At 73.6% G+C, this 13,365-nt stretch carries 14 protein-coding genes; 5 read left to right on the top strand and 9 right to left on the bottom strand.

Annotated elements, in window-relative coordinates:
* Window positions 1–6: 6 nt before the first annotated feature.
* Both ACZ4V6_RS04440 and ACZ4V6_RS04435 read right to left on the bottom strand, forming a co-directional pair.
* Entirely contained in the window at window positions 7–666 is a 660-nt protein-coding gene (locus ACZ4V6_RS04440) for a response regulator (protein WP_467822424.1), read from the bottom strand.
* A complete protein-coding gene (locus tag ACZ4V6_RS04435) occupies window positions 639–1,928 on the bottom strand; it encodes a sensor histidine kinase (RefSeq protein WP_467822422.1) in 1,290 nt (429 codons plus the stop codon). The genes ACZ4V6_RS04440 and ACZ4V6_RS04435 overlap by 28 nt, the downstream gene beginning before the upstream one ends.
* A gap of 235 nt (window positions 1,929–2,163) precedes the next feature.
* On the opposite strand from ACZ4V6_RS04435, the gene ACZ4V6_RS04430 reads away from it, so the two are divergent.
* From ACZ4V6_RS04430 to ACZ4V6_RS04420, 3 genes are all read left to right on the top strand, one after another.
* On the top strand, window positions 2,164–2,880 hold the full coding sequence (locus tag ACZ4V6_RS04430) for a S1 family peptidase (protein WP_467822420.1): 717 nt from the start codon (window positions 2,164–2,166) through the stop codon (window positions 2,878–2,880).
* A gap of 169 nt (window positions 2,881–3,049) precedes the next feature.
* Window positions 3,050–3,907 carry an ABC transporter ATP-binding protein gene (locus tag ACZ4V6_RS04425; protein ID WP_467822419.1) on the top strand — a complete coding sequence of 286 codons (858 nt, stop codon included), beginning with the start codon at window positions 3,050–3,052 and terminating at the stop codon, window positions 3,905–3,907.
* Between the two features lie 294 nt (window positions 3,908–4,201).
* Window positions 4,202–5,164: a YihY/virulence factor BrkB family protein gene (locus tag ACZ4V6_RS04420; protein WP_467822418.1), complete on the top strand. Its 963-nt coding sequence runs from the start codon at window positions 4,202–4,204 to the stop codon at window positions 5,162–5,164.
* Between the two features lie 28 nt (window positions 5,165–5,192).
* Here the strand turns inward: ACZ4V6_RS04420 and ACZ4V6_RS04415 are convergent, their stop codons facing one another.
* From ACZ4V6_RS04415 to ACZ4V6_RS04400, 4 genes are all read right to left on the bottom strand, one after another.
* Window positions 5,193–6,068, bottom strand: coding sequence for an oxygenase MpaB family protein (locus ACZ4V6_RS04415; protein ID WP_467822417.1), 876 nt, complete (start codon window positions 6,066–6,068; stop codon window positions 5,193–5,195).
* Between the two features lie 100 nt (window positions 6,069–6,168).
* The gene (locus tag ACZ4V6_RS04410) at window positions 6,169–6,510 is read right to left on the bottom strand and encodes a transglycosylase family protein (protein ID WP_467822415.1); all 342 of its coding nucleotides are present in this window, start codon (window positions 6,508–6,510) and stop codon (window positions 6,169–6,171) included.
* Window positions 6,511–6,664: 154 nt separating this feature from the next.
* Window positions 6,665–7,201, bottom strand: a complete 537-nt coding sequence (locus ACZ4V6_RS04405) for a cysteine hydrolase family protein (RefSeq protein ID WP_467822414.1) — start codon at window positions 7,199–7,201, stop codon at window positions 6,665–6,667.
* Between the two features lie 74 nt (window positions 7,202–7,275).
* The gene (locus ACZ4V6_RS04400) at window positions 7,276–8,088 is read right to left on the bottom strand and encodes a restriction endonuclease (protein WP_467822412.1); all 813 of its coding nucleotides are present in this window, start codon (window positions 8,086–8,088) and stop codon (window positions 7,276–7,278) included.
* 163 nt (window positions 8,089–8,251) lie between these two features.
* Between ACZ4V6_RS04400 and ACZ4V6_RS04395 the strand changes: the two genes are divergently transcribed.
* Entirely contained in the window at window positions 8,252–9,328 is a 1,077-nt protein-coding gene (locus ACZ4V6_RS04395) for a right-handed parallel beta-helix repeat-containing protein (RefSeq protein ID WP_467822410.1), read from the top strand.
* A 49-nt stretch (window positions 9,329–9,377) separates the two neighbouring features.
* Window positions 9,378–10,409, top strand: a complete 1,032-nt coding sequence (locus ACZ4V6_RS04390) for a methyltransferase (RefSeq protein WP_467822409.1) — start codon at window positions 9,378–9,380, stop codon at window positions 10,407–10,409.
* A gap of 81 nt (window positions 10,410–10,490) precedes the next feature.
* Here the strand turns inward: ACZ4V6_RS04390 and ACZ4V6_RS04385 are convergent, their stop codons facing one another.
* The 3 genes from ACZ4V6_RS04385 to ACZ4V6_RS04375 all read right to left on the bottom strand — a co-directional run bounded on the left by ACZ4V6_RS04385 (window position 10,491) and on the right by ACZ4V6_RS04375 (window position 13,312).
* On the bottom strand, window positions 10,491–11,651 hold the full coding sequence (locus tag ACZ4V6_RS04385; RefSeq protein WP_467822408.1) for a SchA/CurD-like domain-containing protein: 1,161 nt from the start codon (window positions 11,649–11,651) through the stop codon (window positions 10,491–10,493).
* Between the two features lie 148 nt (window positions 11,652–11,799).
* On the bottom strand, window positions 11,800–12,522 hold the full coding sequence (locus ACZ4V6_RS04380) for a class F sortase (protein ID WP_467822406.1): 723 nt from the start codon (window positions 12,520–12,522) through the stop codon (window positions 11,800–11,802).
* Between the two features lie 106 nt (window positions 12,523–12,628).
* Window positions 12,629–13,312 carry a hypothetical protein gene (locus tag ACZ4V6_RS04375; protein WP_467822404.1) on the bottom strand — a complete coding sequence of 228 codons (684 nt, stop codon included), beginning with the start codon at window positions 13,310–13,312 and terminating at the stop codon, window positions 12,629–12,631.
* Between the last annotated feature and the right edge of the window lie 53 nt (window positions 13,313–13,365).

Raw genomic sequence — 13,365 nt, 5'->3', positions numbered from 1 at the left:
CCGGCCTCACGCCCGCAGGTAGGCGAGGACCGCCAGGACCCTGCGGTGGGTCTCGTCGGCCGGGGGCAGGTCCAGCTTGGCGAGGATGTTGCCGATGTGCTTGCCCACGGCCGCCTCGGACACCACCAGTGCGCGGGCGATCGCGCCGTTGGACCTGCCCTCCGCGACCAGCGCCAGCACCTCCCGCTCGCGCGGTGTGAGCCGCTCCAGCGGGTCCCGGCGGCGGCGCAGCAGCTGACGTACGACCTCGGGGTCGACGACCGTGCCGCCGGAGGCGACCTCGGACAGGGCCTCGACGAACTCCTCGACCTGACCGACGCGGTCCTTCAGCAGGTAGCCGACGCCCGTGCCGTCGCCGGAGTCCAGCAGCTCGGAAGCGTAGGCGCGCTGCACGTACTGACTGAGGACCAGCACGGGCAGCGTGGGCCGCTTCTCGCGCAGGCGCACCGCGGCGTGCAGGCCCTCGTCCTGGAAGCCGGGGGGCATGCGGACGTCCGTGACGACGGCGTCGGGGGCGTGCTCCTCGACCGCGGCGAGGAGGGCCTCCGCGTCGCCGACCGCCGCGACGACCCGGTGCCCGCAGCGGTCGAGCAGGGCGATGAGCCCGTCCCGCAGCAGCACACTGTCCTCGGCCAGCACTACACGCAGCGGTCGGTCCACTCGCACGGCATCTCCACACGCAACAGGGTCGGTCCGCCCGGCGGGCTGGACAGGGAGAGTCTGCCATCGAGCACCGACACCCGGTCGGCGAGCCCGGTCAGTCCGCTGCCCTCCCCCGCCCTGGCGCCGCCCCGCCCGTCGTCCCCTATGTCGAGGACCAGCCGCCCGGCGCGGTGCCGGCCGCGCACCCGGGCCCGGCCGGCCCCGCTGTGCCTGGCGACGTTGGCGAGGGCCTCGCACACCACGAAGTAGGCGGCCGCCTCCACGGCCTGCGGCATCCGTCCGGGCAGCTCCAGGTCGAGGTCGACCGGGACGGCGGAGCGGTCGGCGGCGTCGGCGACGGCGGCCTCGAGGCCGTAGTCGGAGAGGACCTTGGGGTGGATGCCGTGGATGAGTTCGCGCAGTTCCTCCAGGGCCCGGCCCGCCTCCTGGTGGGCCTTGGCGAGCTGGTCGGCGAGCGGTCCGGGCGGGACGTCCAGGCGGGCCAGGCCGAGGGTCATCGTCAGCGCGACCAGGCGTTGCTGGGCCCCGTCGTGCAGGTCGCGTTCGATGCGGCGGCGCTCGGCCTCGAAGGCGTCCACCAACCGCACCCGGGAACGGGTGAGTTCGACCACCTCGGCGTCCAGGCCGCCGCCGCGCGGGGCGACCAGCAGGCGGGTCAGCCCGGCCCGGGCGCCGGCCGCCACGGCCAGGACGTAGGCGCCGAGGGCCAGCAGGACCAGCCCGAGCACAGCGGCCCCGCAGGCGGCCGGCCAGGTGGTGACCAGCCACTGCTTGAGCACCTTCGCCTCCTCGCCGTCGCCGGCCGTGGCCATGAGCAGCGGGGTCGCGACCACGGACAGGGGGAGGAACAGGGCGACGGTGAGCACGAGGGCGTCGAGGGGCCACAGCAGCACCGCGAACAGCAGGGCGTGGCCGAGTTCCTGCCAGGTCGCCTGCTCCCGCAGCCGGGTCGTCAGCCACGCCCACGGTCCCCTGCCGTCGGCCGGGCGGTGCGGGTCCGGCGCGGGTCCGGCGTCGACCAGGCGCAGCCGACGGCGCTCGACGCGGGCCACGGGGAGGCCGGCGAGGGCGGTGAGGAGCAGCAGCGGCAGGCCGACCAGGACGAGGGAGAGGACGGCGCCGAGCACCGCCGTGGTCACGATGCCCGCGAGAGCGGCGGCCCCCGCCGGCACACCGGTGAGCAGGTACCCGGCCGAGCGCCACGGCCACGGGGACAGCAGGAAGCCGGGCCGGGACATGGCCTGCCACACGTTGCGAGGATGCATGCGGCTCACCGTAGGAGGTCCGCCCCGGCGGCGGCCATCGGTCCAGGGGGTGCGGCGGGGTGGTGCCTGCCCCACCCCCGGGCCCGTCCCGCCACGCTCCTCGTCCGCCGAGTCCCCTGGCATAACGGCGCGTTATGGAAAACCGGTAGTGGTGGTGCCGATGCCCCGGCCGGAATGCTGGGCCGCCCCCACACACCTCACGCGCCGCGGCGCGTGTCGTCGGAATCGAGGAGCCTTGCGAATAACCAGACTCGTCCCCGCCGTCCTGGCCGCCCTGCTGTCCGCCCTCGCCCTCGCGCCCGGCGCCTTCGCCGCGGAGCAGCGGCCCGGCGCCGGCGGACCCCAGCCGATCATCGGCGGCGGATACGCGCAGAACGCCCCCTGGGCGGCCCGGCTGTTCTCCAACGGCGCCGAGACCTGTACCTCGACCATCATCTCCCCCAACTGGATCCTGACCGCCAAGCACTGCGTCGGCGGCGGCGGGCTGTCCTTCCGCATCGGCAGCCTCGACCAGCGGTCCGGCGGCACGGTGGCGAACGGCGTGCAGACCACCACCCACCCCTCGGCCGACCTGGCGCTGGTCCGGCTGGACCGTTCCGTCTCCGCCTCCTACGCGCAGCTCGGACAGCCGGGCACGGTGCGGGTGGGCCAGACCGTGCAGGTCTACGGCTGGGGCGCCACCTCCCGGTGCGGCTCGGAGATCAACTGCCAGTCCCCGTACCTGAAGGTCGCCAACGTCAGTGTGACCAACGGCTGCTACGACGCCTACTACGGTTCGGCGATCTGCGCGCGTCCCGTCGACGGCATCACCGCGGGCGGTGACTCCGGCGGCCCGATGATGGCCGGCGGCGTCCAGGTCGGCGTCGCCTCGACCAGCGACCGGCAGACCACGACGGCGTACACGAACGTGACCGCGTACCGCTCCTGGATCCAGTCCGTGGCGGGCGTCTGACCGCTCCCCTCCCGGCCTTCCTTCCGCGCCCGCCCCCGCCGCCGGGGGGCGGGCGCGGGCGCGTCCCGCCCCCCGGTGGCGTCCAGGAACCGGACGCCCCGGCAAGAGCATGGTGGATGCATCTACCGTGCACGGTGAACGACGGCGTCGCGAGTGGAGGAGCTCCTGCATGGCCGGGCGGACAGCACAGTTCCAGACGGACGGTCACGAGGCGGCCGTGCTTCTCCTCGAGGACGTGGGCGTGCGCCGCCACACGACGGACCGGCTGATCCTCGACGGGATCGACTGGACGGTCCGGCCGGGCGAGCACTGGGCCCTGCTGGGCGCCAACGGGGCCGGGAAGACCACGCTGCTGCGGCTGCTCGGCGCCCTGATGCACCCCACGACCGGCAGCGTGGAGGTCCTGGGCAGCCGGCTCGGCCGGGTGGACGTCCGGGAGCTGAGGGCCCGCATCGGCCACGTCACCTCGGCCCAGCGGGTGCCGCAGGACCTCAGCGCCCACACGGTCGTGCTCACCGGGCACAGCGGAACGGTGCAGCCGCTGTGGCGGACGTACGACGACGAGGTCCGGCTCCGTGCCCGCGACCTGCTGACGGAACTGGGCGTCGAGGAGCTGGCGGACCGGCCGTACGGTGTCTGTTCCGGCGGACAGCGGGCGCGCGTCCTGATCGCCCGGGCGCTGATGGCCGATCCCGCGCTGCTGCTCCTGGACGAGCCGTTCAACGCCCTGGACCTGCCCTCCCGCGAGGACCTCGTGGAGGCCATGCACCAACTGGCCGAAGGACGCCCGCGGCTGGCCACCGTCACGGTCACCCACCATCTGGAGGAGCTGTCCCCGGCCGTCAGCCACGCCCTGCTGCTGCGGGAGGGACGGATCCTGTCCCGGGGGGCCGTGGACGCGGTACTGACCGACTCCCTGCTGACCGCCTGCTTCGGCCGCGACATCACGGTGACCCGGCGCGACGGCCGCTGGTCGGCCTGGTCGGGCCGGCGGGCGGGCCGGAGCGCGGTGGTCACACCGGGTTGACCGGGGTACCCCCTGGGCGTGCACTCGTGCCGGTGACCGCCGCGCCCCGTTTCCGCGTGGCGGGGCCTGGGCAGCCAGTTGCGGGGGAGCCGACGGGCGGTCCCGGACGTTGCGTACGCCGATACGTCCGGGGCCGCCCTCGTACCGGGCCCGCCGCCCCGCGGGGCAGGCCGGTGAGGCCCCCCTCCCCCGCGCGGGACGAGGACGGTCGTCCGCTCCGCGCAGCTCCGTGCGCTCACGGGGCATCCGGACGGTGGAAGACCTCGACCGTCCCGACCCGAGGAGCAGCCGACCGTGGGAACCGCCGTGCACGTGCCGCAGACGCGGGACATGATCGGGGACGAACTCTCCGGCGACGAGGCCCTGACCGCGCTGAGACGGTACGGCGGCCTTCGGCTGCTGACCGACTCCTTCGCCCGGTTCCGTTACGCGGACGGCTTCACCAACGCCCGGGCCCTCGCCTTCCAGGTGGTCCTCGGCCTGGTGCCGTTCACCGTCGTGCTGGTGGGCCTCGCGACGTCGGTGCACACGGAGGGTGTGGGCCGGGTCGTCGAGCTCACGCTCGGCCGGATCGTGCCGGGTGCCAGCGCGGATGTCGTGGAGAAGGCGTTCGAGGGCACCCGGCGCAGTGCCCACAGCGACGCCTGGAGCACGCTCGCGCTGTGGCTGGGCCTGGGGTTCGCGCTGCTGAACCTGGCGTCGGCCATGGGCCAGATCGAGCGGGGCGCCAACCGCATCTACGGCATCGAGCGGGACCGGCCCGCCCTCCGCAAGTACGGCAGGGCGCTGGTCCTCGCGCTCACCGCCGGGCTGCCCATGGTGCTGGGGTTCGTCGTGCTCGTCGCCGGTGAGGCCGTCGGGGACGCGGTGGCGGAGTCGGCCGGCGGCACGGGCGGCGCCGGCTGGTGGGGCGCCCTCGAGGTGCCCGCGGGACTGCTGCTGGCCTGGGTCGCCTCCGCGGTGATCCTGCGCTGGTCGCCCCGCCGCGACCAGCCGGGGTACACCTGGCTGGCCTTCGGCTCCGCGGTCCACCTGGTGCTCTGGGTCTCCGCGACGTGGCTGCTCGCGCTGTACGTCGGGCGCAGCGGCGCGTTCGGTGCCGTCTACGGTCCGCTGACCGCGTTCATCGCGCTGCTGCTGTGGGCCAATCTGACCGCGGTGGCGCTCTTCCTCGGCATCGCGTTCGCCGCCCAGCTGGAAGCGGCCCGGGCCGGCCTGCGGACACCGGTGCGGCCGGATCCGGGGCCGGGGGACTGACGCCCCGTTCCGTCGGCGGGGCCGGGTGTCACGCCGCGTCGCGGGGCGGGGCCATGGCCCAACGGATCCCGGCGGTGACGGCCGTGCCCAGCGGCCGTACGCACACCGCTTCGGCCGGCGGCACCCTCGGCAGCCACAGGGCGCGTGAGGCCCACCGCGGCAGCAGTGAGACCGCGTTGGCGGCGATGACGCCGTACGGGAGGCGGGCGAGGAGCGGGACGGGCGGGTTCAGCAGCAGGAACCGGGCGGTGCTGCGCGCCTCGTCGGTGGCGCGCAGCTCGCCGCGGTAGGCGGCCAGCCGCTCGGCGAGACCGGCGCGGTCGACCGGCGGGTCGGGCACGCCGAGCGCCGTGGCGACGCGTGCCATGTCGGACACGTAGGCGTCGCAGCCCTCGTCGTCCAGGGGCCGGGCTCCGTAGCGCTGGTGGGCGCGCAGGAAGCTGTCGACCTCCGCGACGTGCACCCAGCACAGCAGGTGGGGATCGGCCGCGGAGTACGTCTGGCCGGCGGCGGTGGTACCGCGCACCCTGTCGTGGACGGCCCGCACCCGGTCGCAGGCCTCCTGGGCGCTGTCGGCCGTCCCGAAGGTGGTGACGGCCAGGAAGGTGCTGGTCCGCTGCAGTCGCCCCCAGGGGTCCGAGCGGAACCCGGAGTGCGCCGACACGGCCGCCATGGCCAGGGGATGGAGCGACTGGAGCAGCAGGGCGGACAGGCCCCCGATGAACATCGAGGCGTCACCGTGCACCCGTCTGACGGGCCGGTCGGGACCGAACCAGCGGGGGCCGGGCGTGCCGTGGATGCGGGCCCGGTTGTCCCGGCCCTCGGGCCCCGCCACTCTGGAGAAGATCATGTCCCCGATCCGTGCGCGCGCACCGGGAAGCCGGTCTTCCGGGGGACGTCTCATGGCTGCCGAGCCCTCCTCTGCCTGCGGGGACCGGACGGGTCTCATGAGTAGTCTGCCCGGGTCCGCCCGAAGGAGGCATCGGCGCCGCCCGCCCGCGGGGTCAGGCGCAGGTCCAGGCCGACATTCCCTGCATGCGGGCCAGCCGCTCGGCCACCTTGATCTGTTCCTCGCGGGTGGCCAGGTCGGCGCGCGGCGCGTATTTCAGGCCGCCGGCCGCCTTCCAGCTCGACTGCGTGAACTGCAGGCCGCCGTAGTGGCCGTTTCCGGTGTTCGCCTTCCAGTTGCCGCTGGACTCGCACGCGGCGATGGCGTCCCAGTCGGTCGCGCGGAGGACCGACGGCGAGGCGGCCGCCTGCGCGGCCGTGCCCAGGACGGTGGCGGCGGCCAGGGCCACCAGGGCGGACGGGACGCCGCGGCCGGCCGCGCCGGACCATGTGCTCATACGAGCATGTCGTCTACAGATCATACAAAGACTGTTACACCAGGTGACCGCCGGTCGCCGCGCCGGCCACGTCCGGGTTGCGCCGGACGGAGCATCCGGACGCCCCCCGCCGACGGCGTGCGACCGTACGGCTCCCCTCCGCGACCGGCTCCGCTCACGCCCACAACTCGTCGCTGTCGCACACCTGGGCGCCCATGTTGCGCTGCATCATCCGCAACGCGGCGTCCGCGAGGTCGGCGTGGATGTGCGCGACCGCGTCCCGCGGCACGACGACGTCGAGGTGGCGGATGTGGGCGTCGAGCGCCGAGTAGAGCACGCACTGCTCGGTCACCTGACCGCACAGCACGAGCCGGTCGATGCCCTGCTCGTGGAGCAGGTACGTCAGCGGGGTCTCGAAGAAGATCGAGTGGCGGGCCTTGACCACGAAGAGCGAGGACTCGTCGGGACGCAGCGGCTCGACGAGCCGGGCGTGCGGCCCCGACAGGGCCTTGTCGAGGATCTCCCCGTGGTGCGAGCGCCACTCGCCGAAGTTGTCGTTGACGTAGATGACGGGTACGCCCTTGTGCCGCGCTCGGCGCAGCAGGCCGGCCACCACCGGCACCACGGGCTCCGCTGACGGGAGCAGCTGGTCGGCGTCCTTGTGGTCGTAGGTGTTGATCATGTCGATGACGATCAGCGCGGTCTTGCTCATGCCGTCCAGGTTGCCACCTGGGAGCGAGGTGCGGACCGCGCCGGGCCGACGACGCGGCGCGGGACCGTGGGACATCACCACGCCACCCGGCCGGACAGGTCCGTTCCCTGCTCCGCGCCGGGTTCCGCGGCCCACGGCCGGGGCCCCACGCCCTCGCTCCACGCGCGCAGTCGCCGCTGGTCGACGCAGACTATTCCGCACTGCTCGGCGTAGTCGACGGCGGGCGCGGTGAAGTCGCTGCTGGTGACCAGGATCGCCACGTCCGCCCCGTGGACGGTGAAGCAGGTGCCGCCGAAGCGCTGCAGTTCCTCGGAGCCGACCTTGTTGTCCTCGCCGTAGCGCTTGCACTGGATGACGAGGCGCCGCCCGTCGGGGGTCACCGCCAGCACGTCGGCGCCGAGGTCTCCGGCCCCGCCCACGACCTCGACCTCGGCGCATCCGTCCCGTGTGCAGAGGTCGGCTATCGCCCGCTCGAACTCGTCCGGGCTCAGGGCGCCGTGGTCGATGACCTCCACCGCGGGGACCTCCGCCACGGGCCGTTCGCCGCCCGGCGCCGCCACCGGGACCGGTTCGGCGGGGCGCTCCGCGTCCAGCGCGTCGAGCGCCGTGGCCGTGGCCCGTTCCAGGGCGTCCGTGGTGCGGCGGGCCAGCCTCGCGGTGGAGAAGCCGGACCGTCCGCGCCGGCCGATGACGAGAGCCGCCACCACGCCGAGCGCCAGGAGCACGGCCCATGCGGGACGGCGCTCGGCGACGTCGAACGCCATGCGCACCACCAGGCCGACGAGGCCGAGGCCGAGGGCGGCCAGGCCGAAGAACATGGCGGTCGCGCGCAGGTCGAAACGGCGTCCGGAGGGCAGACGGCGTGTCCGTTGCTCGGGCGAGGTCACGGTGGGTCCTCCTCGGGGAGCCGGTGTGAAGATCACCTCTGCGTCTGCCCTCGGGGGGCGTGGCCAGTCCCGGTGAACGCCCCGTGCGCACCGGTCACATGACACGCCGTCGGATGGCTCATCGTCCGCCGCCCCGGTACCCGCCGGGCATAACGTGCGGAATATGAAGAAATGCCATGTCGTGTACCTGGTGTGCACCGCTGCGATGGTCGGAACGGGTCTTGGGGCGGCTCCGGCGGGCGCCTTCCCCGGCGTCCCCCACGTCCCCGCGGTCCACGTGGTCCACCCCGGAGAATCGATCCAGAAGGCCGTGGACGCCGCCGAAGCGGGCGACACCGTCCTCGTCAGCGTCGGCACCTACCGCGAGAGTGTCAGGGTGAGCACCCCCGGGCTCACCCTGCGCGGCATGGGCCGGTACACGGTCATCAAGCCGAGCACGAAGAAGGCCACCGGCATCTGCGCCGAGAACGGCAACGGCATCTGCGTGGTCGGGACGAAGGACAAGAAGGTCGAGGACGTCACCATCGCCTCCCTGAGGGTGACCGGGTTCGCCCGCGCCGGCGTGTTCTCGATGGCCACCGACGGGCTGACCGTGCGCGACGTGACGGCCGACAAGAACGACGTCTGGGGCATCGCCCAGGAGCGCTCGGTCCGCGGCGTCTTCCGGGACAACACGGCCCGGGACAACGGCGACGCCGGCATCTTCCTCGCCAACACGATCAAGGCCGAGGAGGGCGCCGAGGACACCCGCGGCACGGTCGTCGAGGACAACCGGCTCGAGGGCAACCGGATCGGCGTCACCGTGCGGCGGCTGCGCAACCTCGCCGTGGCGGACAACCACATCACGGGCAACTGCGCGGGCGTCTTCGTCGTGGGCGACGAGAACAGCCCCAAGGCCGGCGACCTCGTGGTGCGCGGCAACCACGTGGCGCGCAACAACAGGTCCTGCCCGAAGACCGAGCGCCTGCCCGCCCTGCAGGGCTCCGGCATCGTCCTGACCGGCACCGAGAAGGTCCTGGTCACGGCCAACACGGTCGAGGGCCACGCCGGCACCTCCCCGCTGTCGGGCGGCATCGTCCTGTTCAAGTCCCTCGTGGGCGTCACCGGCGAGAAGAACGAGGTCAGCCGCAACACGCTGCGCGACAACTCGCCCGCCGACCTCGTCAGCACCGAGACCGGCAAGAACAACACGTTCAGCGGCAACTCGTGCCGGGCCTCCAGGCCCGCGGGACTGTGCTGACCGCCCGGCCGTAACCACCCGTGGACCGAAGAAGGAAGGAAAGCGGCACATGACGACCGTACAGACCGCCCCTCCCCCGCCGATGCGGCTGAGGGAGCTCGCGTTCGGGGCGGCATGCGCCGCCGCCCTGCGCGCGGCCGCACGCCTCGGCGTCGCCGACGCCCTCGGCGAGAGCCCCATGGCCGTGGAGGACCTCGCGGCCGCCGTGAAGACCGAACCCCGGCCGCTGCGCCGGCTGCTGCGCGCCCTGACGTGCTACGGCGTCTTCGCCGAGCACGAGGACGGGACGTTCACCCACACCGACATGTCCCGGCTGCTGCGCGAGGACGACCCGCACAGCCTGCGCTACATCACCCTGTGGTGCACCGAGCCGTGGACCTGGGACGCGTGGCCCCGGCTGGACGAGGCCGTGCGGACCGGCCGCAACGTCGTCGAGGGCCTGTACGGCAAGGAGTTCTTCACCTACCTCAACGAGGACGCCCCGGAGTCGGCCGAGGTCTTCAACCGCGCCATGACGACGTCCAGCCGGCAGTCCGCCGAGGACGTCGCGGCCCTCCTCGACCTGTCGGGGAGCAGGTCGGTCGCCGACATCGGCGGTGGGCAGGGACACGTGGTCGCGAGCCTGCTGGAGAAGTACCCCTCGATGCGGGGCGTCCTGCTCGACCTTCCGCGCGTCGTCGAGAACGCCGACCCGCGGCTGCGCGAGGGGGGCGCGCTCGCGGACCGCGTGCGCATCGTGCCGGGCGACTGCCGCGAGGCCATCCCCGTCCAGGCCGATGTGTACATCATCAAGAACATCCTGGAGTGGGACGACGACAGCACCGTCCGCGCCCTGCGCAACGTGAGGGAGGCGGGCGGCCCGGGGACGCGGGTCGTGGTCATCGAGAACCTCGTCGACGACTCGCCCTCGATGCGGTTCAGCACCGCCATGGACCTGCTGCTGCTCCTCAACGTCGGCGGCGCCAAGCACACCACCGACAGCATGGTCGCCCGGCTGACCGACGCGGGCCTCGTCATCGACGACATCCGCCCGGTCAACCCCTACCTGCACGCGTTCGACTGCACCGTGCCCGCCCGGTAGGCCGGCCGCAGGCCCCGGCACACCGGCCGCCGGACCGCGCACGTCGCGGTCCGGCGGCCGGTTCTTCGTCCCGGTGCCGCCTCAGGTACCGGGCGAGCGGCGGTCGGTGACGGGGACCATACGGGCACCCCGGAGGGCTCGGGCGAGGTCGTCGCCGCCTTCCCCGGCGGCGGCCTCCGTGGCGGCGGGACCGTCGAGGAGCGTCGTGAGTTCGGCCGCCTGGCCGGCGTCGGGCAGGCCGAGGGCGACCGCCGGGTCGCAGGCGTCGAGACCACCGCGTACGTCGATCAGCCGGACCACGACGTCGTCGCGCTGGAAGATGGTGCTGCACAGGACCGGGCTGCGCGGATCGTCCGCCGCCGTCTCGTCCCGCTGGGCCAGCAGCCGGGCCAGCCGCATGCCACGCCCCGGGCGGGCCGGGTACGACAGCGCGTGCCGCCCCGCCTCCGGTTCCTCCTGCCCCGCCGTCACGTGGTGGACGGCCGGCAGCGCGGCACGGGTGTAGAAGACCCGGGCCGACTCGGGGTCGCTCAGGTCCCGGTCCTGCTCCAGGTACGGGTTGATGGCCTCCTCCAGAGCCCGCACCTCCGGCTGCTGGGCCACGTGCCGCAGCGCCGCGAGCAGGTCGCCCCGCACCTCGATGGCCCGCACCACGCGGTTGCCGTGCATGAACAGGGAGGTGCGCAGCAGCCGGGTGTTGACGTCGACCTGCGGCTCGGGGGCGGCGTAGTCGGCGAGGAGCTTCGCGACGGCCTCCTCGCTGCCCGGCTCGACCGTGAAGGTGAGCGCGTGGCGGATCACGCCGTCACCCACCCGGGGCGACGTCTGGAAGCCGCCCCTGCGGGCCTCCGCGCCCGCGGTGGGGCCGCCGGTCTCGCGGACGACGTGGAAGCGGAGCGACCTGGTGTCCCGGACGCATCTGTGCAGCGGCCTCACCATCCGCACGTGCTCCTCGCTGCTCACCCAGTCGAGGAACGGCGGCGCGCTCTCCCACTCACTGGTGATGAGCCACTGGGACGGGTTCTCGATGGACTGGCACAGCTGTTCACTGACGTGTCCGGGCACGGACTCGACGTGGCTGCACAACTGCTCGTACGTCTCGAGGAACTGCTGCTGGGCTCCGTCGTTGACGTCCACCAGCAGGACGACGCGGAGCCGGGAGCCGTCGAACACGGACTGGGAGACACGGTGCGACATCTGTCGCGTCAGCGGTTCAGAAGCAGGGGCGGACATGATGGTCATCCTGCGCACAACTCCTTCGCGGGGGGGGCGGTACTGAACGTCGGCCGCGGTGATGCGACACCAGCGCCTCGATCCTGTGCCCGCCCCCGGGAGCGCGCGAGTCGTATGCACTACGCGGGTGACCGGTGCGGGCGGGCCCTGGACGGCCTCAGACGAGGTGCGCGAACACCACCAGGTTGTCCGTGTAGTCCTTGACCTTGCGGTCGTAGTCACCGGCACAGGTGATGAGCCGCACCTCCGGCCGGTCCACGTCGCTGTACACACGACTGCTGGGGAAGGCGTCCTTGGCGAAGGTCTCCAGGCTGTCGACGACGAAGGTCGCCGTGCGCCCGTCGGCCCGTTCGACGTGGAAGACGTCCCCCTCGTCCAGTTGGTCGAGGCGGGCGAAGACGGCCGCGGACGTCTTGGTGTCGACGTGTCCGGCGATGATCGAGGTGCCGGTCTCGCCGGGGGAGACACCCTTGGCGTACCAGCCGACGAGGTTGGTGTCGTGCGCGGGCGGAGGCTGGAGCTGCCCGTTCTCACCGATGGCGAGATCGGTGAAGGGGGCGTCGACGGAGATCTCCGGGATCAGCAGGCGTACCGGCCTCGACCGGGGCAGGGCCGCCGTGCGGTCCGCGCCGGTCGGGTCGGCGGTCGGCGGATCCTCGGCGGGCGGGTCGGCGGCTGCCGTCGGCCCGCCGACCGCCGGGGCCGACGCTCCGGTCCCCGGGGCGAGCGGCGGGCGGGAGGAGTCGGCCGACGTGTCGTGACCGCCGAACAGGCTCATCGCCAGGACCAGGAGGGCGACGGCGCACAACACCATCAGGCCCCCGCGGGAGCCGGAGGGGGCCGGCGCGTCACCGGCGGGAGAAGAGGGGGGTACTGCCATCGGGAAACACCTCACTAGGCACGGCAGCGGGGCGGGGACGGGCGGCGAGCCGGGCCGCCACGCGGTGCGCGGGTGGCGGCCCGACTGCTATCACGCCCGGCATGGCTCAGGCCGCTCCGTGAGACTTCCTGCGGCGCGCGGCGTACAGGCCCGCGGCGGCCACGCCCAGGACGGCCAGACCGCCCGCGGTCGCGCCCGGCTGGGCCAGCCCGCCGCCGCCGGTGTGCATCCCGCCGCGCGGCTTCTCCTCGTCGCCGCCGCGCCAGGACCGCTCACCGCCGCCGTCGCCGGAGCCGCCCCAGTCACCCTCGTTCGCCACGGTCAGCGCACCGCCACCCGTGTGCATCCCGCCGCGGGGCCGGTCCTGCTCGCCGCCCCGGGACCGCTCACCACCGTCGTCACCCCGGGACCGCTCACCGCCGTCGTCACCGGAGCCGCCCCAGTCACCCTCGTTCACCGAGGCCAGCGCACCGCCGCCGGTGTGCATCCCGCCGCGCGGCTTCTCCTCGTCGCCGCCCCGGGACCGCTCACCACCGTCGTCACCCCGGGACCGCTCACCACCTTCGTCACCGGAGCCGCCCCGGCCACCCTCGTTCACCGAGGTCAGCGCACCGCCACCCGTGCGCATCCCGCCGCGCGGCCCGTCGTGCTTGCTTCCGTTGTCCTGCTCCTTGCTGTAGGAAGAGTTGTCGTGGTCCCAGTCGCCACCGGCCGCGTAGGCGCCGGGGGCACCGAGGACGAGGACGGTCGAAGCCGCCGCTGTGGCCAGGAGAGTGCGAGTAGATCGCATCTGAGGTTCCTTCCGCCACGACCGGGCAGCTGGTGCTTCGTCAGCTGATGTGA

Source organism: Streptomyces sp. NPDC029152 (assembly GCF_055564355.1).
The sequence above is the reverse complement of the archived record's forward strand: the minus strand, read 5'-3'. Positions and strand labels throughout refer to the sequence as shown.

What these genes read in the sequence shown, in the direction of transcription:
- ACZ4V6_RS04405 (WP_467822414.1), bottom strand. Translation starts at nt 7,201, where the DNA reads ATGAGCAAGACCGCGCTGATCGTCATCGACATGATCAACACCTACGAC.
- ACZ4V6_RS04435 (WP_467822422.1), bottom strand. Translation starts at nt 1,928, where the DNA reads ATGCATCCTCGCAACGTGTGGCAGGCCATGTCCCGGCCCGGCTTCCTG.
- ACZ4V6_RS04415 (WP_467822417.1), bottom strand. Translation starts at nt 6,068, where the DNA reads ATGAGACGTCCCCCGGAAGACCGGCTTCCCGGTGCGCGCGCACGGATC.
- ACZ4V6_RS04375 (WP_467822404.1), bottom strand. Translation starts at nt 13,312, where the DNA reads ATGCGATCTACTCGCACTCTCCTGGCCACAGCGGCGGCTTCGACCGTC.
- ACZ4V6_RS04410 (WP_467822415.1), bottom strand. Translation starts at nt 6,510, where the DNA reads ATGAGCACATGGTCCGGCGCGGCCGGCCGCGGCGTCCCGTCCGCCCTG.
- ACZ4V6_RS04395 (WP_467822410.1), top strand. Translation starts at nt 8,252, where the DNA reads ATGAAGAAATGCCATGTCGTGTACCTGGTGTGCACCGCTGCGATGGTC.
- ACZ4V6_RS04385 (WP_467822408.1), bottom strand. Translation starts at nt 11,651, where the DNA reads ATGACCATCATGTCCGCCCCTGCTTCTGAACCGCTGACGCGACAGATG.
- ACZ4V6_RS04390 (WP_467822409.1), top strand. Translation starts at nt 9,378, where the DNA reads ATGACGACCGTACAGACCGCCCCTCCCCCGCCGATGCGGCTGAGGGAG.
- ACZ4V6_RS04425 (WP_467822419.1), top strand. Translation starts at nt 3,050, where the DNA reads ATGGCCGGGCGGACAGCACAGTTCCAGACGGACGGTCACGAGGCGGCC.
- ACZ4V6_RS04380 (WP_467822406.1), bottom strand. Translation starts at nt 12,522, where the DNA reads ATGGCAGTACCCCCCTCTTCTCCCGCCGGTGACGCGCCGGCCCCCTCC.